This is a genomic window from Streptomyces sp. NPDC027663 (assembly GCF_055566415.1).
Genome location: NZ_JBVHSK010000008.1, coordinates 75,928 through 96,121 on the forward strand (window position 1 = coordinate 75,928; position 20,194 = coordinate 96,121).

A 20,194-nucleotide genomic window follows, 5' to 3' on the forward strand; every position below is an offset into this window, starting at 1 on the left:
GGTGCCGGTCGGACAGCCTGACCTGCGTGCCAACTCTTTCCCTCGCCTCTCTGCCCATCCGTCGCCTGACGCTTCGCGACCTCACCGCATGCGCCGATCTGTCCGAAGACCGGGGGTGGCCACGCGAGGAACACAAGTGGGGACTTCTCCTCGCGGCCGGGAAAGGCCTGGGCATCGACGACCCCGAGGGCGGTCTCGTCGCAGCGTGTGTGGTCACGGAGTACGGCTCGTGGGGGCGACCGGATCTCGCAGCCGTCGGCATGGTTCTGGTGGCCGAACGGCATGCGCGGCAGGGCGTCGGGCGCCGCCTGATGCGGTACGTCGTGTCGTCCATGGGGACCACTCCGCTGACCCTTCATGCCACGCCCTACGGGCGTCCTCTGTACGAGGAACTGGGCTTCAAGGTGACGGGCCGGGCGGAGATGCTGACGGGCCGCTTCACTCCAGGCGAACCGGAAGCCGGGGTCGTCACGCGTACGGCCACCGCGGAGGACCTCCAGGCGATCCTGCGTCTCGACGAGGAGGTGTTCGGCACCGATCGCACGCCACTCATCACCCGCTTGCCCGCCTTCGCCGATCAGCTGCGGGTGGCCGAAGAGGACGGTCGACTCATCGGCTACACGGCCGCGTGGCCCAACATGGACACCCATGTCGTCGGTCCGCTGATCGCACGGGACACCGAAACCGCCAAGGCCCTCATCGCCTCGCTCGCGGCCGGCACGGACCGTCCGCTGCGCACCGACATCGACGTGCGCCACGAGGAACTGCTGGCGTGGGCCAAGGCACGGGGGCTGGCCTCGGTGGCTTTCAATGCCGTCATGACCTACGGCATCACGGACCTGCCCGGGGACTGGACCCGTCGGTTCGCACCGCTGACGGTGGCCGCGGGCTGAACCGTCGTACGACACGCGCAGGGCCCCGCCGCCACAGCGGCGGGGCCCTGCGCCGTGAGGCCGCGGGTGTGTCCTCAGGCGAGGGCCTGCACGGCCGCGGCGGCGAAGCCGTGGTCCTGGTCCGGCGCACCGCCGCCGACGCCGATGGCGCCGATCAGCCTGCCGTCCCGGTGGACCGGGATACCGCCCGCGATGAACAGCAGGGGACGGTCGAGGGCCGTGGGCAGCGTGTGGAAGAGCCCGCCGGGCTGGACGGCGTCGACGAGGTCGGCGGTGGGCGTGTTCAGCTGGAGTGCCGTGTAGGCCTTGCGGGTGCTGGTCTCGCCGGAGATCAGCACGGCCCGGTCGTCCCGGCGGAAGGCGAGCAGGTTGCCACCGGCGTCCAGGACGGTGACGCTGACGGTGACTCCGGCGTCCTCGGCCGCTCGGCGGGCCGTGGTGATGAGCAGCTCGGCGTCCTCGATGGTGAGCGGGGCGACGGCGGTGGTGCTCATGGAGGTGTCTCCTTGGGTGGTGCGGGTGGGTGCTTGCCGTACCGCGAGCGCGTCACCGGTACGGACGTCTGTCGGATGGCGGTGGTGGCGCGTCCGGGGTGCGAACGGTTCAGTGGTGGACGGGTGTCCGCTGCTGAGCGGGCGTCCCGGAGGCGACCACGGAGCCGTGCGCGCCGTTGCGGTGCTCCAGCGCGGCCGAGAGGACGGCGAGGGCCAGGGCGGCCGCGGCAAGTGCGGCACCGACCCAGTTGGGGGCCGTGTAGCCGAAGCCGGCCGCGATCACGAGGCCGCCGAGCCAGGCGGCCAGGGCGTTGCCCAGGTTGAAGGCGCCGATGTTCACGGCCGACGCGAGCGTCGGGGCGCCGTGCGCCTGGTCGAGGACGCGCTTCTGCAGCGGCGGCACGGTGGCGAAGCCGAGGGCGCCGATCAGGGTGATGGTGAACGCGGCCGTGATCTTGTTGTGGGCGGTGAGTGTGAAGAGCGCCAGGACGACGGCCAGGGCGCCGAGGGAGACGTACAGCATCGGCATCACGGCGCGGTCGGCGAACTTGCCGCCGACGAGGTTGCCGCCGACCATGCCGAGGCCGAACAGGACCAGCAGCCAGGTGACCGATCCGTCGGCGAAGCCGGCGATGTGGGTCATCATCGGTGCGATGTAGGTGATGGCTGCGAACACACCGCCGAAGCCGAGGACGGTCATCGCCATCGCGAGCAGGACCTGGGCGTTCTTGAAGGCGGCCAGCTCGTGCCGCAGGTGCACGCCCTCCGGTCGCGGCAGCTCGGGGACGAGCTTGGCGATGCCGACGAGACCGACGACGCCGAGGGCGGCGACGATGCCGAAGGTGACGCGCCAGCCGACGCTCTGCCCGATGAGCGTGCCCAGCGGGACACCCACGACATTGGCAACGGTCAGGCCGGTGAACATCATGGCGATGGCGCCGGCCTTCTTGTCGGACGCGACCAGCTCGGCCGCGACGACCGAGCCGATACCGAAGAAGGCACCGTGGGCGAGCGAGGCGATCACTCGCCCGATCAGCATGATCGCGAAGGCCGGGGCCACGGCGGAGAGCAGGTTCCCGGCGATGAAGAAGCCCATCAGCAGCATCAGCATGCGCTTGCGCGGGACCTTGGTACCGAGGGCCGTCATCAACGGGGCCCCGATGACCACGCCGAGCGCGTAGCCCGTCACGAGCAGGCCCGCCGTGGGGATGGAGACCCCGAAGTCGCCCGCGACCTCGGGCAGCAAGCCCATGATCACGAATTCGGTCGTTCCGATGCCGAAGGCCCCGATCGCGAGGGCCAGAAGCGCGAGAGGCATGTGGGGGTACACCTTCCCAAACGATTGCAGGAGCGCTTTGCGTGCGTCCACAATAGTTGCAGACGCGGGCTACTTGCAAGCGCGGGCTATTGCAGGAGTGCTCTACCCTGGTGATGCAGCCGCTCCGGGATGGAGGAGAACGCCAATGACAGCGACGGACCCCGCGCTCACCGCCCTCGCCCAGGGCTGGTGCGCCCTCTCTGCGCTGCACGGAAGGATCGAGGCGCACATCGAGCGTGCCCTGCAGGCCAAGCACGACTTGAGCGTGCGCGAGTACTCACTGCTCGACGTGCTCAGCCGGCAGCACGACGGTGAGGGCGGCCATCTTCAGATGAAGCAGGTCGCTGACGCGGTCGTGCTCAGTCAGAGCGCCACCACACGCCTGGTGACCCGGCTGGAGGACCGCGGTCTGCTGGAGCGCTATCTGTGCCCCACCGACCGGCGCGGCATCTACACCAACGTCACCCCGGCCGGCCTGCGGCTGCTGGAGGAGGCACGGCCCACCAATGACGCCGCACTGCGCGAGGCTCTGGACGAAGCGTCCCGGAACACCGAGCTGGCCCCGCTGGTCCGGGCCGTGGAGTCCCTGAGCGTGCCCGCATAGGGTGCGCGCATGGGAGATCTTGAAATACGGTACGCGACCGCCGATGACCTTCCGGCGATCGTCGGGATGCTCGCCGACGACCCCTTGGGCGCCGAGCGCGAGTCACCCGACGACCTGACGCCCTACCTGGCCGCGCTGGAACGCCTCGCCGCCGACCCGAACCAGCACGTCGTCGTGGCCGTGCGCGAAGGTCGTGTGATCGGAACTCTCCAGCTCACGATCATTCCCGGCCTCTCCCACAAGGGTTCCACGCGCGCGCTCATCGAGGCCGTGCGCATCCACGCCGACGAGCGGGGCAGCGGGCTGGGCAGCCGGCTGATCGAGTGGGCGATCGACACCTCGCGACGGCTCGACTGCCAGATGGTGCAGCTGACGTCCGACAAGTCACGCACCGACGCCCATCGCTTCTACGAGCGGCTGGGCTTCAGCGCCTCGCACGAGGGCTTCAAGCTGCGGTTCTGATCACGTCCCAGAAGCTGTTCAGGCATCGGACACCGGAGGGGTGTGTTTCACGTGAAACACACCCCTCCGGCCTCCAGGAGCTAGCCGATACCCCGCCATCCCTCCGGGTCCACTCCACCAGGCACCGGCGCCTCGGGGTCGTACGGCTGTCGGGTGAACACGAATGAACCGAGGTCCAGGTGGCTCAGGGACCCGTCGCGACGCCATACGGGTCGCAGCAACTCGCCGGCGTAATACCCTTCGAGGCCCGTCCAGGTGCCGTCGCCGTTCGCGCGGAAGCGTGCCTGACGGCCGCCCCCGGCCAGCGGTGCGAGCGCGAGCAGACCGTCGGCAGTCGCCCGCAGTCCGAAGGCATGAGTGCCCCAGTACCACTGGCCGACCAGCTCCAGCACCGCCGGGTCGACCTCGCGCAAGGGTCGCCAGGGCTCGGGGATACGCGGTTCCGCCTCGGCGACGATCCGGATGAGATCCGCACTCACGGCGCCCGGCAGGGGTCCGCTGGTGCAGTTGGCGAGCACGACCGCGGCCACGTCGTCCTCCACGCTGATGGTGAGGTTCGCCAGAAAGCCCGGCAGCGAACCGGAGTGCCCGGCGAGCAGCCGGCCGTCACGGCGTTGAATCTGCATGCCCAGACCGTAGGTGGCCCCGTCCATCACCTCCGCAGCCTCAGCAGGCGCTGCCGGGGTACGCATCTCCCGCACTGATTCCGCACTCAGAACCCGGTCGTCTCCGCGAGCCAGCAACACGGCGAAGCGCGCCAGGTCCGCGGTGGTGGACCAGAGTTGGCCGGCCGGTGCCATCCGGCCCAGATCCTCCAGCGGCTCGGGCAGCATCGCGTCGGCCCAGGGGTGCACGGCCCATCCGCCGACGTGCGGGGCCTGTGGCTGTGCGCTCGTACGGTGCAGGCCCAGCGGCTCCAGGACCTCGTCCCGCAGCACCTCCTCCCAGGGCGCCCCGCGCAGTTCCTCCACCAAGGCACCGAGCACGGTGTATCCGGGATTGGAGTAGTGATGCCGTCGGCCGGCGGGATGCAGCAGGGGCTGTTCCCCGAGCACATCGCTCAGCTCGGGCCGCAGGGAGCCGGGCGTCCGTTCCCACCAGGGCGCCGGTGATTCGGCCGCCAAGCCCGCCGTGTGTGCGAGAAGTTCGGCGATCGTCGCCTCCCCCACACCGGTGCCCGGCAGGTGCTTCTCCAGCGGATCACCGAGGCCGAGCAGGCCCTCGTCGCGCAGCCGCATCACCAGTACGGCGGTGAAGGTCTTGGTGATGGACCCGATCCGGTACTGCACGGTCTCGTTCGGTGCGTGCCCGCCCACCGAGGTCCGCGCCCCGTGCCATACGGCCTGTCCGTCCCGTACGACGGCGGCGACCAGCGAAGGAGCCCGTCCTTCGGCCTGCGCGACGGCGATCCGGTGCAGCAGGGCCCGCCGGGTGCCGGGCAGCAGCGCTTCCTGAGTTGTCGTCATGGGGCCAGTCCACCGGTTGCGTCAGCAGACGTCGAATCCAGTTCGGGCACGGGCGCTCGTGCCCGACGGATCAGGTCTGGGCCATGTCCACGAAACGGGAGTAGTGACCCTGGAACGCGACCGTGATGGTGGCCGTCGGACCGTTTCGGTGCTTGGCGACGATCAGGTCGGCCTCGCCCGCGCGCGGAGACTCCTTCTCGTACGCATCCTCACGGTGCAGCAGGATGACCATGTCGGCGTCCTGCTCGATGGAGCCGGACTCACGCAGGTCGGAGACCATCGGCTTCTTGTCGGTGCGCTGCTCGGGGCCACGGTTGAGCTGGGAGAGCGCGATGACGGGGATCTCCAGCTCCTTCGCGAGCAGCTTGAGGTTACGGGACATGTCCGAGACCTCCTGCTGACGGCTTTCGGCGCGCTTGGAGCCGCCGGACTGCATCAGCTGGAGGTAGTCGATGACGACCAGCTTCAGGTCGTTGCGCTGCTTCAGGCGCCGGCATTTGGCGCGGATCTCCATCATCGACAGGTTCGGGGAGTCGTCGATGTACAGCGGTGCGGCCGAGACGTCCGGCATGCGGCGGGCGAGGCGCGTCCAGTCCTCGTCGGTCATCGTGCCGGACCTCATGTGGTGCAGGGCGACCCGGGCCTCCGCGGACAGCAGACGCATGGCGATCTCGTTGCGGCCCATTTCGAGCGAGAAGATCACGCTCGGGAGGTTGTTCTTGATGGAGGCGGCTCGCGCGAAGTCCAGTGCCAGGGTGGACTTACCCATGGCCGGACGAGCCGCGATGACGATCATCTGCCCGGGGTGCAGGCCGTTCGTCAGTGAGTCGAAGTCGGTGAACCCGGTGGGGACACCCGTCATCTCGCCACTGCGCGAGCCGATCGCCTCGATCTCGTCGAGGGCGCCTTCCATGATGTCGCCGAGCGGGAGGTAGTCCTCGCTGGTGCGCTGCTCGGTGACGGCGTAGATCTCGGCCTGGGCGCTGTTGACGATCTCGTCCACATCACCGTCGGCCGCGTATCCCATCTGTGTGATGCGCGTACCGGCTTCGACGAGACGGCGCAGGACGGCCCGCTCGTGGACGATCTCCGCGTAGTACTCGGCGTTGGCCGCCGTCGGCACGGTCTGGACGAGGGTGTGCAGATACGCGGCGCCACCGACCTTGTTGATCTCACCGCGCTTGGTGAGTTCGGCGGCGATGGTGATCGGGTCGGCCGGCTCACCCTTGGCGTAGACGTCCAGGATGGCCTGGTAGATCGTCTCGTGCGCGGGCTTGTAGAAGTCGTGGCCCTTGAGGATCTCGACGACGTCGGCGATGGCGTCCTTGGACAGCAGCATGCCGCCCAGCACGGACTGTTCGGCGTCCAGGTCCTGGGGCGGCACCCGTTCGAAGGAGGTACCCCCGCCGTCCCAGCCACCGTTTTCCCGGCCCCGGTCGTGCTGTTCGTCACGGCCCCGGCCGCCGTCGCTGCGCCGACGGGAGGCGGGCAGACGATCACTGGGTCCGGTGTCGGCCCACGGATCGTCCAAGGGCTCGGAAATGCTCACCGAGCCACCTCCTCCCGTCCGCACGGCGGACCTCGCCGTGCCCTCTTTTGTACGGCACGACACTGACAAATAAGAGGCCCAACTCCGGTTCTCACGCGTCGGCTTTGTGACGGTTCCCGGGCCGGAAGAGGGACGCTCCCCGGGCCGGAGGAAGGAGCGGGCGCCGGACCACGGTAGGCCTCTCGGCACCGTCAGCCAATCTGGTTATCCACAGGCCATGTGGACGACCGCCCGGATGCTGTGGAGAACTCGGCGAAACCTGTGCACGACCCGGTGGACAGCCTTGTGAACAAGCCCTCGATCTCCCACAACGGAAGCGTCTGACCTGCGCCTTTGCCGTCCACCGGCTGTGCAGAAGAAAAACTTCCCCAGTCGGGCCAAGATCCCTTCGAACGGTGCGCGAAAGGACACGACCGAAGACTCGAAGTAAGGACCGATGACCGTTTGCATCTCTTACCTGTGGACGATTACATTGATGCTCATGACACACGCTCCCGCGAGACCCGAGGCCCCCCGGCGGCAGCACGACCGAGACATCATCGCGCTCGCCGTCCCGGCCTTCGGCGCCCTCGTCGCCGAGCCTCTGTTCGTCATGGCAGACAGTGCGATCGTCGGCCATCTCGGGACCGCTCAACTGGCCGGTCTCGGCGTCGCCTCCGCACTCCTCACCACCGCGGTGAGCGTCTTCGTCTTCCTCGCCTACGCCACCACTGCCGCCGTCGCCCGCCGCGTCGGTGCCGGCGATATCCCCGCAGCCATCCGCCAGGGCATGGACGGCATCTGGCTGGCGCTGCTGCTCGGCATCGCCGTCATCGCCTTCGTCCTGCCTCTGGCCCCCGGCATCATGGACCTCTTCGGCGCCTCCGCGACCGCGGCTCCCTACGCCACGACGTACCTGCGCATCTCCTCGCTCGGGATTCCGGCCATGCTCATTGTCCTGGCCGCGACCGGTGTCCTGCGCGGACTGCAGGACACCAAGACGCCGCTCTACGTCGCCGTAGCCGGCTTCGTCACGAACGCCGCGCTGAACGCCGGACTGGTCTACGGCGCCGGGCTCGGCATCGCCGGCTCGGCCTGGGGCACGGTCATCACCCAGTACGGCATGGCAGCGGTCTACCTTACGGTCGTCGTACGCGGGGCTCGCCGGTACGGCGCTTCCCTCCGACCGGACACCGCCGGTATCCGGGCCTCGGCGCAGGCAGGTGCTCCCCTTCTGGTCCGCACCCTGTCCCTGAGGGCGATCCTCATGATGGCCACAGCGGTAGCGGCCCGTCTCGGTGACGCCGACATCGCCGCTCACCAGATCATTCTGTCCCTGTGGAACCTGCTGGCTTTCGCGCTCGACGCCATAGCGATCGCGGGACAGGCCATCATCGGCCGCTACCTCGGCTCGGACGACACCGAGGGCGCACGAGAAGCCTGCCGTCGCATGATCCAGTGGGGCATTGCGACCGGTGTCGTCCTCGGTCTGCTGGTAGTGGCCGGCCGACCGTTCTTCCTTCCGCTGTTCACCGGCGACTCCGTGGTCAAGGACACCGCGCTGCCGGCTCTGCTGCTCGTCGCCCTGTGCCAGCCGATCTGCGGAATCGTCTACGTGCTGGACGGAGTCCTGGTGGGGGCGGGCGACGGACCGTACCTGGCCTGGGCCATGGTCATCACCCTGGCCGTCTTCACTCCGGCGGCCCTGCTCGTCCCCGCGCTCGGCGGCGGGCTCACCGCGCTCTGGGGCGCGATGACGCTGATGATGGCCATCCGCATGCTGACCCTGTGGCTGCGCACTCGCTCGGGCCGCTGGCTCGTGACGGGCGCGACCCGCTGACTGTTGCACCTGACGGGCGCGCCGCGCTGGCCGTTTCACGTGAAACAAGCGGCTGGCTGTCGTGTTTCACGTGAAACCTGCTGCAGCGCCGGGCTCCAGCCATAGGAAAGGGGCCGCACCCTTTATGGGTACGGCCCCTCTCACTGGCTCAAGCGAGCACAGCGATCACGCAGCGATCAGGCCGCGACGACCTCGATGTTGACCTTGGCGGCAACCTCGGGGTGCAGACGCACGGACGCCTCGTGGGCGCCCAGGGTCTTGATCGACGTACCCAGCTCGACGCGACGCTTGTCGACCTCGGGGCCACCGGAAGCCTTGATCGCGGCAGCGATGTCGGCCGGGGTGACGGAACCGAAGAGACGGCCGGAGTCGCCCGAGCGGACGGCCAGACGGACCTTCACGCCCTCGAGCTGGGCCTTGATCTGGTTGGCCTGCTCGATGGTCTGGATCTCGTGGATCTTGCGAGCACGACGGATCTGCTCGACGTCCTTCTCGCCACCCTTGGTCCAGCGGATCGCGAAGTTCCGCGGGATGAGGTAGTTGCGAGCGTAACCGTCCTTGACGTCGACGACGTCGCCAGCGGCACCGAGGCCGGAGACCTCATGGGTGAGGATGATCTTCATGAGTCGGTCACCCTTCCCTTAGCGCGCGGTGGACGTGTAGGGCAGCAGCGCCATCTCACGGCTGTTCTTGACGGCCGTGGCGACGTCACGCTGGTGCTGCGTGCAGTTGCCGGTCACGCGGCGGGCACGGATCTTGCCGCGGTCGGAAATGAACTTCCGCAGCATGTTCGTGTCCTTGTAGTCCACGTACGTGACCTTGTCCTTGCAGAAAGCGCAGACCTTCTTCTTCGGCTTGCGCACAGGCGGCTTCGCCATGGTGTTTCTCCTGTGTGATCAAGAAGTTGGGGTACGACCCGCCTTCGGCCCGAAGGCTTAGAAGGGGGGCTCGTCCGAGTAGCCGCCGCCACCGCTGCCGCCGGAGCCTCCGCCCCAGCCGCCGCCACCCTGGTTGCCACCGGCGGGAGCGCCGGTCGCCCAGGGGTCGTCGGCCGGAGCGCCGCCCTGCTGGCCGCCACCGGGGCCTCCGCCCCAGCCGCCGCCCTGCTGGCCGCCACCGCCGCCGTAACCGCCCTGGCCACCGCGAGCGCCACCGGCGGTCTTGGTGACCTTGGCCGTGGCGTTGCGCAGGCTGGGGCCGACTTCCTCGACGTCCAGCTCGTAGACCGTGCGCTTGACGCCCTCACGGTCCTCGTAGGACCGCTGCTTCAGCCGGCCCTGCACGATGACGCGCATGCCTCGCTGAAGCGACTCGGCGACGTTCTCCGCCGCCTGACGCCAGACCGAGCAGGTCAGGAAGAGGCTCTCGCCGTCCTTCCACTCGTTCGTCTGGCGGTCGAAGGTGCGGGGAGTGGACGCGACGCGGAACTTCGCGACCGCCGCACCGGACGGGGTGAAGCGCAGCTCGGGGTCGTCGACAAGATTGCCGATGACCGTGATGACGGTCTCGCCTGCCATGGGGGAACCTCTCGGCGGGTTTGCTGCTGGCTGCTTGCTGCTACTCGAATCCCGAGATCAGCTGAGCGGGAGAGCTCAGTGGGTCTCGGGGCGGAGGACCTTGGTCCGGAGGACCGACTCGTTCAGGTTCATCTGGCGGTCGAGCTCCTTGACGACCGCAGGCTCGGCCTGCAGGTCGATGACCGAGTAGATGCCCTCGGGCTTCTTCTTGATCTCGTAGGCGAGACGACGACGGCCCCAGGTGTCGACCTTCTCAACCTTGCCGCCGCCGTCACGGACGACAGACAGGAAGTTCTCGATCAGCGGGGAGACAGCACGCTCCTCGAGATCGGGGTCGAGGATGACCATCACCTCGTAGTGACGCATGTGGAACCCACCTCCTTTGGACTCAGCGGCCACGGTCGTTCCGTGGCAGGAGGGTCGTGATGCGTACGCAACGGTATCGGCCGCCACTGACAATCCAGGGCCCCTCGGGGGAGCCGGCAGTGGGACTGCGGTGTGAGCCGCCAAGCCGTGGGCAGACACCGGTGCAGACGGTACAGACTACCCGCACACCTGCTTCCGGTTGAAATCCGGTCGCGGAGGCGGCCAATCTGTACACATCCGGTGTGTACGGCGCTACGATGCGCCGCCTTCCGCAGGAGGTGCCCATGGCACAGGCATTGCGACCCAACACCGCTGGTTCCCTCTTCGCCACGGACGGCAAGCCCCATCCGCTCCAGGACGCCCTGATGGCGGTGACGTTCGTCCTGGGGATGCTGTCCTTCATCACATGCTTCTTCCACAGCCTCCACCTGCTGACCTCGTGGGCGGGCCTCGTGGCACTGGCCACCGGCGTCTACGGACAGTGGGTCTCGGTGACCACGAGGCAGCGGTTTTTCCTGATCCTGGGTCTCGGTGCCGCGGGGGTCGGCTTCCTGATCGGCATGGCACACGGCGGGCTGTTCGGCGGGATCGTCGGCTGACCCACCCGGTCAACGCCCGTACGCCCGGTCGGGGCGCTCGCAAGGCGCAGTAGGCTTCGGCGCGAGAGCCGGAGCCCCTGTACCCATGGGGACACACCAGCCCGAGGAGCGCCCCGACATGAGCCTGACCCTGAGGACCATCAGCCGCGAGCAGCATCTGGCCTACATCCAGAGCCTGCCGGCGGCGAGCCACATGCAGGTCCCGGCCTGGGCCGACGTGAAGGCGGAGTGGCGCTCGGAGAGCCTCGGCTGGTTCGACGAGCGCACCGGCCAGATGGTCGGCGCGGGCCTGGTCCTCTACCGCCAGCTGCCCAAGATCAAGCGCTATCTCGCGTACCTGCCCGAGGGCCCGGTCATCAACTGGTACGCGCCGAACCTGGACGACTGGATCCAGCCGATGCTCGCGCACCTGAAGCAGCAGGGTGCCTTCTCCGTGAAAATGGGCCCGCCGGTGATCATCCGTCGCTGGAACGCGGACACCATCAAGAAGGGCATCCAGGACCCGGACGTCAAGCGGCTGCGCGATCTGGAGGCCGACTTCATCGAGCCGCGAGCCTTCGAGGTGGCTGACAAGCTGCGCCGCATGGGCTGGCAGCAGGGCGAGGACGGCGGCGCCGGCTTCGGCGACGTGCAGCCGCGCTACGTCTACCAGGTGCCGCTGGCGAACCGCTCCCTGGAAGAGGTCCACAAGAACTTCAACCAGCTGTGGCGCCGCAACATCAAGAAGGCCGAGAAGGCCGGCGTCGAGGTCGTCCAGGGCGGCTACCAGGACCTGGCCGAGTGGCAGCGGCTGTACGAGATCACGGCCGTCCGTGACCACTTCCGGCCCCGACCGCTGTCGTACTTCCAGCGCATGTGGACGGCCCTCAACACCGAGGACCCCAACCGCATGCGGCTGTACTTCGCCCGGCACAACGGCGTGAACCTTTCCGCGGCGACCATGCTGATCGTCGGCGGCCACGTCTGGTACTCCTACGGCGCCTCCGACAACATCGGCCGTGAGGTCCGCCCGTCGAACGCGATGCAGTGGCGGATGCTGCGCGACGCCTACGCGATGGGCGCCACCGTCTACGACCTGCGCGGCATCTCCGACTCGCTGGACGAGACCGACCACCTCTTCGGCCTGATCCAGTTCAAGGTCGGCACCGGCGGTCAGGCCGCCGAGTACCTGGGCGAGTGGGACTTCCCGCTGAACAAGCTGCTCCACAAGGCGCTCGACATCTACATGTCGCGACGTTGAGCCGCGCGGGCGTTTGATTCCATAGCCTTCACAGCTCTCCCCTCTCTGAATACACCGCAGCCACGAGAAAGGTTCCGGGTCCGGCCATGGCGCTCACGCTCTACGTCGACACCGCGCGCTGGCGGGCGCATCACAAGCACGTGCAGGAGCAGTTCCCGGGACTCGTCCCGGTCTGCAAGGGCAACGGCTACGGCTTCGGACATGAACGGCTGGCGGAGGAGGCCACGCGGCTCGGCGCGGACCTGCTCGCCGTCGGCACGACGTACGAGGCCGCGCGCATCAAGGACTGGTTCAGCGGTGACCTGCTGGTGCTGACGCCCTACCGGCGCGGCGAGGAGCCCGTCCCGCTGCCCGACCGGGTCGTCCGCTCGGTGTCGTCGATCGACGGTGTGTACGGCCTCGTGGGTGCCCGCGTCGTCATCGAGGTGATGTCCTCGATGAAGCGGCACGGCATCAGCGAGCACGACCTGCCGCTGCTCCACCAGGCCATAGAGAACGTCCGCCTGGAGGGCTTCGCCATCCACCTGCCGCTGGACCGTACCGACGGCTCGGACGCCGTCGAGGAGGTCATCGGCTGGATGGACCGGCTGCGCGCGGCCCGGCTGCCGCTGCACACGATGTTCGTCAGCCACCTCAAGGCGGACGAGCTGATCCGGCTCCAGCAGCAGTTCCCGCAGACCCGGTTCCGCGCCCGTATCGGCACGCGGCTGTGGCTGGGGGACCACGATGCCACCGAGTACCGCGGAGCCGTGCTGGACGTCACGCGCGTGGCGAAGGGCGACCGGTTCGGCTACCGGCAGCAGAAGGCGGCCTCGGACGGCTTCCTGGTGGTCGTGGCGGGCGGTACGTCGCACGGTGTGGGTCTGGAGGCCCCGAAGGCCCTGCACGGCGTCATGCCGCGCGCCAAGGGCGTCGCACGCGCCGGTCTCGCCACGGTCAACCGGAACCTTTCTCCGTTCGTCTGGGACGGCAAGCAGCGCTGGTTCGCCGAGCCGCCGCACATGCAGGTGTCGATCCTGTTCGTGCCGTCGGACGCCGCCGAGCCGAAGGTCGGCGACGAGCTGGTGGCCCATCTGCGGCACACCACCACCCAGTTCGACCGGATCGTGGATCGCTGAGCCCCGCAGGACCACGAAAGGCCGTACCCGGGCGTTCCGGGTACGGCCTTCTGCATGTTCTGCCGGTGTGACCCCGACCAGCCGGGAGAGTTGTTCGCTCAGAGCGAACGGCCGTCGTGGGACAGCGTCTCGGTCCTGCCCCAGTCCACCTGTGGCCCCTCGAAGTGGGCTGCGTGCCGCGGCGGGTGGGCTGCCGCTCCGAGCACGAAGGCGTCCTCCGCACCGTCCAGCACCCCGCCCGACGGATCGTCGTCGCCGGCCCGGCGCACCACGTCCCGCTCCGGCATGAGGATGTCCCGCACGACGACGGCGCACAGGTACAGGGTGCCCAGCAGGTGCACCGCGATCGCCCAGTGGTAGCCCTGCGTCGGCAGGCCTTTGTGGGCGTCTCCGCTGGTCGTGTAGGCGAGGTACATCCAGATGCCCAGGAAGTACGCCACCTCGCATGCCTGCCAGATCAGGAAGTCCCGCCACTTGGGCCGGGCCAGGACCGCCAGCGGCACCAGCCACAGGACGTACTGCGGGGAGTAGACCTTGTTGGTGAGGACGAAAGCCGCCACCATCAGGAAGGCCAGCTGGGCGAAGCGCGGACGGCGCGGGGCCGTGAAGGCCAGCGCGGCGATACCGAGGAAGCCCAGCACCACCAGCACTATGGCCGCGTTGTTGACGAAGTCGGTGGTGGGCGGGTGGCTGGAGTTCTGCGCCCAGATCAGCCAGAACGAGCCGAAGTCGACACCCCGCTCCTTGCTGAAGGTGTAGAACTTCGCCCAGCCCTCGCGGATGTGGAAGCCCGTCGCGTCGTGCGTGAGCATGATCGGCAGGTTCACCAGGAGCCAGGCGCCCGCCGCGCCGCCCACGGCCTGGAAGAACTCCCGCCACTTGCCGGCCCGCCAGCACAGCACCAGCAGCGGGCCGAGCAGCACGACGGGATACAGCTTGGCGGCCGTGGCCAGCCCCAGCAGGATGCCGAAGGCGAGGGCCCTGCCCCGCGCCCACATCAGCATCGCGGCGGCCGTCAGTGCCACCGCCAGCAGGTCCCAGTTGATGGTTGCGGTCAGCGCGAAGGCCGGCGCCAGGGCGACCAGGAGGCCGTCCCAGGGGCGTCGGCGATGGGTACGGGCCACACAGACGGCGATGACGGCGGCGCACACCATCAGCAGCCCGGCGTTGACGAACCAGTACCACTGCTCCTGGTGCTGGATGCTGCCGCTGTGCGGGGTCAGCCAGGAGGCCACCTCCATGAACACGCCGGTCAGCACCGGGTATTCGAGGTACTCCATGTCACCCGGGAGCTTGTCGAAGTACGGCACGAGATGGTCGGCGAACCCGCGCCCCTGGTAGAGGTGCGGAATATCCGAGTAGCAGGCGTGCGTGTACTGGCTGCTCGCGCCGAAGAACCATGCGCCGTCGTAGCAGGGCGCCTTCTGGACCAGGCCGAGAGCGAACATACCGATCGCCACGAGCACCACGACCCGCACGGGCGTCCACCAGGAGGTTCCGAGCAGGGCACGCCGCCCCAGGGGGCCGCCGATCAGCTCACTGCCGGCGGCGGCGATCCCGTCCTCCCTGGTGGGCTGCACCGGTTCTGCCGTGGCGGCCCGCACGGGCTCGGGCTCGTGCATGCTCGTGGGCCTCATCTCTGCACTGGGCATGGGGCACATCCTGCCGTACCTGTCCAGGAAAACGCCGAGGGCCGCCGCACCTCGTGGGTGCGGCGGCCCGATGTTTCACGTGAAACACCCCTGGCGGGCGAAACGGCCGCCAACCGGGCGGATCACCGGCTAACCGGTCTGACCTCCGAAAAAGCCCCCGTTGCCATTGCCTCGGGTGTTGCCGGGCTCGATCGTCTCCGTGCCCGTGGGCGTCGGTGTCGTACCTCCGTCGGTGCCGCCCGTGTCCAGGCCTCCGGTGTCGGTGCCGCCGTTGCCGTTGCCGTTGCCGTTGCAGTTGTCGCCCCAGCCGAAGTCACAGGACTGGCTCGGCGAGGGAGACGGTGTGGTCTCCGTCTCACTGGGCGTCGGACTCGGGGTGTTGCTCGGCTTCTGGCTCGGCGTGATCGTGACGCTCGGCGTCGGGGACGGGGCGCCCGCCTGGTCCTGGACCGTGCCGATCTCGGTGGCGGGCGGGAAGCCGAGGTCGTTCTGACCCTTGAGCGCGTCCTTCATGTACTCGGTCCACACCTGCGTCGGGATGTCACCACCGTGGATGGAGTCGACGCCCGCCGTGCCGTTCATGGACAGCAGCTTGTGGTCCTTGGGGTTCTCGCGGAACATCGCCACCGAAGTCGACAGCTGCTTGGTGTAGCCGACGAACCAGGCCGACTTGTTCTCGTCGGTGGTACCGGTCTTGCCCGCCGCCGTACGGCCGAGGGCCTTGGCGTTCTTGCCCGTACCGTTCTGGATGACGTTCTCGAGGACGTCCGTGACGTTGTTGGCGATGTTCGAGTCCATCACCGTCCTGGGCGCGGGCTTCGGCTTGACGAAGCTGGGCGCGTCCACACCGTTCACCCTGACGGCGGTCACGGAGTACGGGTCCGTCTGCTTGCCGGACGCGGCAAAGGTCGCGTAGGCGTCGGCCATCCGGATCGCGCTGGGCGTGGACGTACCGATGGCGAACGACGGGTTGAGGTTCTGCGACATGCTCTGGTTGAGGATGCCGGCGGAATGGGCGACGTCCCGGACGTGCGTCATCCCCACATCGACACCGAGCTGCACGAACGGCGTGTTGATGGACTGCTCCATCGCCTTGCGCAGGGTGATGTAGCCCCAGCGGTGATCGCTCTCGTTGTTCTGGAAGAAGGGCGTGTTGTCCTTGTTGAGGTAGTACGACCCGTCCGGTTTGTAGACCTTGAGGTGGTCGTCGCCGTTGTACTTGCTCAACGGAGAGACGCCCTCGCCGTCGGACTTGTACGTGCCGTACTCCATGGCGGCGGCCAGCACGAACGGCTTCCAGGTCGAGCCCACGGGGACACCGGAGGTGTCGGCGTTGTTCGTGAAGTGCCCGTTCTCGTAGCCGTCACCACCGTAGAGAGCGACGATCGCCCCGTCATTGGGCTTCACCGAGGCCGCACCGAACTGGACGTACTTGTCCAGTTCGCGGCGCTTCGGGTCGAGGCGTTCCTTCTGGACGTTCTTCACCGCCTTGGCCAGGGCGTTGACCTTGTCCTTCTTGAACGTCGTGTAGATCTGGTAGCCACCCCGGTCGAACTGCGCCTCGGTGATGTCGGAGTGTGCGAGGACGTACTTCTTCGCCGTGTCGGCCAGATAGCTGATCTGACCGGTCATGCCCTTGGTCGCCTTGCGGCCGTCGGGCCTGGGGTACTTCTTGATGGCTTCCTGGTAGTCGGCGTCCGAGAGGTGCTTGTCCTTGTGCATCTCGCCGAGGATCCAGGCCCAGCGGTCCTTGGAGCGCTTTTCGTTGGCCTGCGGGGTCGCGGACTTGTCGAGGTCCTGGTTGCCCGCGGGGTCGTAGTACGTCGGGCCCTTGAGCAGTGCCGCGAGGACCGCACACTCGCTCGGCTTGAGGTCGACCGCGTTCTTGTCGTAGTACGTCTGCGCCGCCGCCTGGATGCCGTAGGCACCCCGGCCGAAGTACGAGGTGTTCAGATAGCCCTGCAGGATGTCGTCCTTGTCGAGCTTCGCGCCCACCTTTATGGAGATGAACATCTCCTTGAACTTGCGGGTGACCGACTGCTCCTGGCTCAGGTACGTGTTCTTCACGTACTGCTGGGTGATCGTCGAGCCACCCTGCGTCTGGCCGCCCCGCGCCATGTTGGCCAGGGCGCGCGCGATGCCCATGGGGTCGACGCCCGAGTCGTCGTAGAAGGACTTGTTCTCGGCGGAGATCACCGCGAACCGCATCGCCTCGGGGATCTGGTCGATGCTGACGTTCTGCCGGTTGACGCCGGTACCCGTGGCCACCATCTGGGAGCCGTCGGCCCAGTAGTAGACGTTGTTCTGGGACTTGGCCGCGTCGTTCTCGTTGGGGATCGAGACCATCGCGAAGCCGACCCCGGCGATCGCGACCAGGCTGCCGACGAAGCCGATGAACAGCCCGCTGACCAGCTTCCAGGACGGTACCCAGCGGCGCCAGCCCGCTCTGCCCACCCTGGGGTAGTCGATGAAGCGCTTCTTGCCGGGGGCCGTGGCCGGGCGGCCCTTGCCGCGTCCGGGGCCGGTCGGCCCGCCGCGCCGGCCACCCGGGGTCGTGTTGTCGGCCGCTCTGCGGCGGCCCCCTCTCTGCGCCGCCCGGCGAGCCTCGGCACGGCTGCCGTAGGGGCGCTCTTCACCCCCGGAGTCGTGAGAACCCGACCCATAGGAACTGGACCCATAGGAGTCGGCAGGGGACCCGGTGGCGCCTCGCGGTGCCGCACGGCGACCGGAGGACGGGCCGGACTGGCCGCGTCGGGCAGCGGCACGTCCGCCTTCCTGCGGCGGCGGTTTGCGACGGTGCTCGCTCATCGAACGATTACTCCTCGGGCAGGCGCACCCGTGCGCGCCTGGAACGGCGGCTGTTTTCCGGTCCCCCCGAAGTACGGATGTGGTCGGTTCTGCATTCACCCGTACTGCACCGGGGACGATGACGCTCCCCGGGCGCCACTTGGTTCCCGGTGGTGTGCATGCCGCACAGACTACGCACCACCAAAACCTGCCGAGCCCAGAAGTTCACCCCAAATCAGGCAACTTGCCTCCAACGAATCGGTGATGTGATCCCGTTCACCGCTGCCCCTCTTGTCGCGTGCGAGCGGCCGTTCTATCGTCTTGATGTATCGAGTCGATACATCAGCGCGAGATAAAGACGCTGACAGGCACTGCGTGACCTGCGGGACCGACCTGCAGGACCGAGAGGAGGCGACGATGAGCCGGCGCTCCGGCATCCTCGAGTTCGCCGTGCTCGGCCTGCTGCGGGAATCCCCCATGCACGGCTACGAGCTGCGCAAGCGGCTCAACATGTCACTGGGTGTTTTCCGAGCGTTCAGTTACGGCACGCTGTACCCCTGCCTCAAGACACTGGTCGCCAACGGCTGGCTGGTCGAGGAGACCGCAAGCGCCCACGACGACGCACTGGCCGCTCCGCTGGCCGGCCGCCGCGCCAAGATCGTGTACCGGCTGACGGCGGAAGGCAAGGAGCACTTCGAGGAGCTGCTCTCGCAGACCGGCCCCGACGCGTACGAGGACGAGCACTTCGCTGCACGGTTCGCCTTCTTCGGGCAGACCTCGCGCGATGTGCGCATGCGCGTGCTGGAGGGCCGGCGCAGCCGCCTGGAGGAACGCCTGGAGAAGATGCGCGCCTCACTGGCGCGCACCCGGGAGCGCCTCGACGACTACACGCTCGAGCTCCAGCGCCACGGGATGGAGTCCGTGGAGCGCGAAGTGCGCTGGCTGAACGAGCTCATCGAGAGCGAGCGGGCCGGGCGGGACCTGAAGGGTTCCGCGTCCGGGGGGCCCGCTCAGCAGGACACCACCACTGGATCGACGGGCGGCCTGCCCCGTACCGGGGACACCCCCCGGACGGATACGCCCGACGACACCGCCACGTGAGACCCACTCAGGGCCTCACTCGTACACACAGGGAGCAACCGGAATGGGTTCGGTTCGCGTAGCCATCGTCGGCGTGGGCAACTGCGCGGCGTCGCTGGTGCAGGGAGTCGAGTACTACAAGGACGCCGACCCGGCGTCCAAGGTCCCCGGCCTGATGCACGTGCAGTTCGGTGACTACCACGTGCGCGACGTCGAGTTCGTCGCCGCGTTCGACGTCGACGCCAAGAAGGTCGGCCTCGACCTCGCGGACGCGATCGGCGCCTCCGAGAACAACACCATCAAGATCTGCGACGTGCCCTCCACCGGTGTGACGGTCCAGCGCGGCCACACCCTCGACGGTCTCGGCAAGTACTACCGCGCCACCATCGAGGAGTCCGCGGAGGAGCCGGTCGACGTCGTCCAGGTCCTCAAGGACAAGCAGGTCGACGTCCTGGTCTGCTACCTGCCCGTCGGCTCCGAGGACGCGGCGAAGTTCTACGCCCAGTGCGCCATCGACGCCAAGGTCGGCTTCGTCAACGCGCTCCCGGTCTTCATCGCCGGCACCAAGGAGTGGGCGGACAAGTTCACCGAGGCCGGTGTGCCGATCGTCGGTGACGACATCAAGTCCCAGGTCGGTGCCACCATCACGCACCGTGTGATGGCGAAGCTGTTCGAGGACCGCGGTGTCGTCCTCGACCGCACGATGCAGCTGAACGTCGGCGGCAACATGGACTTCAAGAACATGCTCGAGCGCGAGCGCCTGGAGTCCAAGAAGATCTCCAAGACGCAGGCCGTCACCTCCCAGATCCCCGACCGGGACCTCGGCGAGAAGAACGTCCACATCGGCCCGTCCGACTACGTCGCCTGGCTGGACGACCGCAAGTGGGCCTACGTCCGCCTCGAGGGCCGCGCCTTCGGTGACGTCCCGCTGAACCTGGAGTACAAGCTCGAGGTCTGGGACTCCCCGAACTCCGCCGGTGTCATCATCGACGCCCTGCGCGCCGCGAAGATCGCCAAGGACCGCGGCATCGGCGGCCCGATCCTGTCCGCGTCGTCGTACTTCATGAAGTCCCCGCCGGTGCAGTACTTCGACGACGAGGCCCGCGCGAACGTCGAGAAGTTCATCAACGGCGAAGTCGAGCGCTAAGAAGCCCGGCGCCCAGCGCGCACGCGAACGCTCCTGCCAGGGCTGTGAAGGTCCCCGGGTCACCTGACCCGGGGACCTTCCGC

The 20,194-nt window shown here is 68.2% G+C and carries 19 protein-coding genes; 9 read left to right on the plus strand and 10 right to left on the minus strand.

Annotated features, from left to right (window positions below):
• Window positions 1–26: 26 nt before the first annotated feature.
• Window positions 27–893 (plus strand): GNAT family N-acetyltransferase, encoded by an 867-nt coding sequence (locus ACZ4SF_RS22060; protein WP_468386991.1) that lies wholly within the window; start codon window positions 27–29, stop codon window positions 891–893.
• 74 nt (window positions 894–967) lie between these two features.
• Here ACZ4SF_RS22060 and ACZ4SF_RS22065 read toward each other — a convergent pair whose 3' ends face one another.
• Window positions 968–1,387 (minus strand): GlcG/HbpS family heme-binding protein, encoded by a 420-nt coding sequence (locus ACZ4SF_RS22065; RefSeq protein ID WP_468386993.1) that lies wholly within the window; start codon window positions 1,385–1,387, stop codon window positions 968–970.
• Between the two features lie 109 nt (window positions 1,388–1,496).
• Complete coding sequence (locus ACZ4SF_RS22070) at window positions 1,497–2,705, minus strand: MFS transporter (RefSeq protein WP_468386996.1); 1,209 nt, start codon at window positions 2,703–2,705, stop codon at window positions 1,497–1,499.
• A gap of 145 nt (window positions 2,706–2,850) precedes the next feature.
• Between ACZ4SF_RS22070 and ACZ4SF_RS22075 the strand changes: the two genes are divergently transcribed.
• A complete protein-coding gene (locus ACZ4SF_RS22075; protein WP_468386998.1) occupies window positions 2,851–3,309 on the plus strand; it encodes a MarR family winged helix-turn-helix transcriptional regulator in 459 nt (152 codons plus the stop codon).
• Between the two features lie 9 nt (window positions 3,310–3,318).
• On the plus strand, window positions 3,319–3,771 hold the full coding sequence (locus tag ACZ4SF_RS22080) for a GNAT family N-acetyltransferase (RefSeq protein ID WP_468387002.1): 453 nt from the start codon (window positions 3,319–3,321) through the stop codon (window positions 3,769–3,771).
• An 80-nt stretch (window positions 3,772–3,851) separates the two neighbouring features.
• Here ACZ4SF_RS22080 and ACZ4SF_RS22085 read toward each other — a convergent pair whose 3' ends face one another.
• Both ACZ4SF_RS22085 and dnaB read right to left on the minus strand, forming a co-directional pair.
• On the minus strand, window positions 3,852–5,237 hold the full coding sequence (locus ACZ4SF_RS22085; protein WP_468387005.1) for a serine hydrolase domain-containing protein: 1,386 nt from the start codon (window positions 5,235–5,237) through the stop codon (window positions 3,852–3,854).
• A gap of 70 nt (window positions 5,238–5,307) precedes the next feature.
• Window positions 5,308–6,786 (minus strand): replicative DNA helicase, encoded by a 1,479-nt coding sequence (dnaB, locus tag ACZ4SF_RS22090; RefSeq protein WP_468387008.1) that lies wholly within the window; start codon window positions 6,784–6,786, stop codon window positions 5,308–5,310.
• Window positions 6,787–7,267: 481 nt separating this feature from the next.
• On the opposite strand from dnaB, the gene ACZ4SF_RS22095 reads away from it, so the two are divergent.
• Window positions 7,268–8,605: an MATE family efflux transporter gene (locus ACZ4SF_RS22095; protein ID WP_468387011.1), complete on the plus strand. Its 1,338-nt coding sequence runs from the start codon at window positions 7,268–7,270 to the stop codon at window positions 8,603–8,605.
• A gap of 176 nt (window positions 8,606–8,781) precedes the next feature.
• Here the strand turns inward: ACZ4SF_RS22095 and rplI are convergent, their stop codons facing one another.
• The 4 genes from rplI to rpsF form a co-directional block, all read right to left on the minus strand.
• Complete coding sequence (rplI, locus tag ACZ4SF_RS22100) at window positions 8,782–9,228, minus strand: 50S ribosomal protein L9 (RefSeq protein ID WP_468387013.1); 447 nt, start codon at window positions 9,226–9,228, stop codon at window positions 8,782–8,784.
• A gap of 18 nt (window positions 9,229–9,246) precedes the next feature.
• Window positions 9,247–9,483, minus strand: a complete 237-nt coding sequence (gene rpsR / locus ACZ4SF_RS22105; protein WP_003949403.1) for a 30S ribosomal protein S18 — start codon at window positions 9,481–9,483, stop codon at window positions 9,247–9,249.
• Window positions 9,484–9,540: 57 nt separating this feature from the next.
• A complete protein-coding gene (locus tag ACZ4SF_RS22110; RefSeq protein ID WP_468387015.1) occupies window positions 9,541–10,122 on the minus strand; it encodes a single-stranded DNA-binding protein in 582 nt (193 codons plus the stop codon).
• A 75-nt stretch (window positions 10,123–10,197) separates the two neighbouring features.
• The gene (gene rpsF, locus ACZ4SF_RS22115; protein ID WP_014673750.1) at window positions 10,198–10,488 is read right to left on the minus strand and encodes a 30S ribosomal protein S6; all 291 of its coding nucleotides are present in this window, start codon (window positions 10,486–10,488) and stop codon (window positions 10,198–10,200) included.
• A gap of 284 nt (window positions 10,489–10,772) precedes the next feature.
• Between rpsF and ACZ4SF_RS22120 the strand changes: the two genes are divergently transcribed.
• The 3 genes from ACZ4SF_RS22120 to ACZ4SF_RS22130 all read left to right on the plus strand — a co-directional run bounded on the left by ACZ4SF_RS22120 (window position 10,773) and on the right by ACZ4SF_RS22130 (window position 13,445).
• The gene (locus tag ACZ4SF_RS22120; RefSeq protein WP_468387018.1) at window positions 10,773–11,087 is read left to right on the plus strand and encodes a hypothetical protein; all 315 of its coding nucleotides are present in this window, start codon (window positions 10,773–10,775) and stop codon (window positions 11,085–11,087) included.
• A 118-nt stretch (window positions 11,088–11,205) separates the two neighbouring features.
• Entirely contained in the window at window positions 11,206–12,327 is a 1,122-nt protein-coding gene (locus tag ACZ4SF_RS22125) for a lipid II:glycine glycyltransferase FemX (protein ID WP_468387021.1), read from the plus strand.
• Window positions 12,328–12,413: 86 nt separating this feature from the next.
• Window positions 12,414–13,445 carry an alanine racemase gene (locus tag ACZ4SF_RS22130; protein WP_468387024.1) on the plus strand — a complete coding sequence of 344 codons (1,032 nt, stop codon included), beginning with the start codon at window positions 12,414–12,416 and terminating at the stop codon, window positions 13,443–13,445.
• 98 nt (window positions 13,446–13,543) lie between these two features.
• Here ACZ4SF_RS22130 and ACZ4SF_RS22135 read toward each other — a convergent pair whose 3' ends face one another.
• Window positions 13,544–15,097 (minus strand): glycosyltransferase family 87 protein, encoded by a 1,554-nt coding sequence (locus tag ACZ4SF_RS22135; protein WP_468387028.1) that lies wholly within the window; start codon window positions 15,095–15,097, stop codon window positions 13,544–13,546.
• Between the two features lie 129 nt (window positions 15,098–15,226).
• Window positions 15,227–17,905 (minus strand): transglycosylase domain-containing protein, encoded by a 2,679-nt coding sequence (locus ACZ4SF_RS22140; RefSeq protein ID WP_468387031.1) that lies wholly within the window; start codon window positions 17,903–17,905, stop codon window positions 15,227–15,229.
• A 396-nt stretch (window positions 17,906–18,301) separates the two neighbouring features.
• Between ACZ4SF_RS22140 and ACZ4SF_RS22145 the strand changes: the two genes are divergently transcribed.
• Together ACZ4SF_RS22145 and ACZ4SF_RS22150 are read left to right on the plus strand one after the other, a co-directional pair.
• Entirely contained in the window at window positions 18,302–18,985 is a 684-nt protein-coding gene (locus ACZ4SF_RS22145) for a PadR family transcriptional regulator (RefSeq protein WP_468387034.1), read from the plus strand.
• A gap of 43 nt (window positions 18,986–19,028) precedes the next feature.
• A complete protein-coding gene (locus ACZ4SF_RS22150; RefSeq protein ID WP_468387037.1) occupies window positions 19,029–20,111 on the plus strand; it encodes an inositol-3-phosphate synthase in 1,083 nt (360 codons plus the stop codon).
• The last annotated feature ends 83 nt before the right edge of the window (window positions 20,112–20,194 follow it).

Bases quoted from the DNA above. Each gene is read 5' to 3' on its own strand.
- ACZ4SF_RS22125 (WP_468387021.1), top strand. From the start codon at position 11,206: ATGAGCCTGACCCTGAGGACCATCAGCCGCGAGCAGCATCTGGCCTAC.
- ACZ4SF_RS22110 (WP_468387015.1), bottom strand. From the start codon at position 10,122: ATGGCAGGCGAGACCGTCATCACGGTCATCGGCAATCTTGTCGACGAC.
- rpsR (WP_003949403.1), bottom strand. From the start codon at position 9,483: ATGGCGAAGCCGCCTGTGCGCAAGCCGAAGAAGAAGGTCTGCGCTTTC.
- rpsF (WP_014673750.1), bottom strand. From the start codon at position 10,488: ATGCGTCACTACGAGGTGATGGTCATCCTCGACCCCGATCTCGAGGAG.
- ACZ4SF_RS22065 (WP_468386993.1), bottom strand. From the start codon at position 1,387: ATGAGCACCACCGCCGTCGCCCCGCTCACCATCGAGGACGCCGAGCTG.
- rplI (WP_468387013.1), bottom strand. From the start codon at position 9,228: ATGAAGATCATCCTCACCCATGAGGTCTCCGGCCTCGGTGCCGCTGGC.
- ACZ4SF_RS22075 (WP_468386998.1), top strand. From the start codon at position 2,851: ATGACAGCGACGGACCCCGCGCTCACCGCCCTCGCCCAGGGCTGGTGC.
- ACZ4SF_RS22140 (WP_468387031.1), bottom strand. From the start codon at position 17,905: ATGAGCGAGCACCGTCGCAAACCGCCGCCGCAGGAAGGCGGACGTGCC.
- ACZ4SF_RS22085 (WP_468387005.1), bottom strand. From the start codon at position 5,237: ATGACGACAACTCAGGAAGCGCTGCTGCCCGGCACCCGGCGGGCCCTG.
- ACZ4SF_RS22120 (WP_468387018.1), top strand. From the start codon at position 10,773: ATGGCACAGGCATTGCGACCCAACACCGCTGGTTCCCTCTTCGCCACG.
- ACZ4SF_RS22095 (WP_468387011.1), top strand. From the start codon at position 7,268: ATGACACACGCTCCCGCGAGACCCGAGGCCCCCCGGCGGCAGCACGAC.
- ACZ4SF_RS22145 (WP_468387034.1), top strand. From the start codon at position 18,302: ATGAGCCGGCGCTCCGGCATCCTCGAGTTCGCCGTGCTCGGCCTGCTG.
- ACZ4SF_RS22135 (WP_468387028.1), bottom strand. From the start codon at position 15,097: ATGCCCAGTGCAGAGATGAGGCCCACGAGCATGCACGAGCCCGAGCCC.
- ACZ4SF_RS22150 (WP_468387037.1), top strand. From the start codon at position 19,029: ATGGGTTCGGTTCGCGTAGCCATCGTCGGCGTGGGCAACTGCGCGGCG.
- ACZ4SF_RS22080 (WP_468387002.1), top strand. From the start codon at position 3,319: ATGGGAGATCTTGAAATACGGTACGCGACCGCCGATGACCTTCCGGCG.
- ACZ4SF_RS22130 (WP_468387024.1), top strand. From the start codon at position 12,414: ATGGCGCTCACGCTCTACGTCGACACCGCGCGCTGGCGGGCGCATCAC.
- ACZ4SF_RS22070 (WP_468386996.1), bottom strand. From the start codon at position 2,705: ATGCCTCTCGCGCTTCTGGCCCTCGCGATCGGGGCCTTCGGCATCGGA.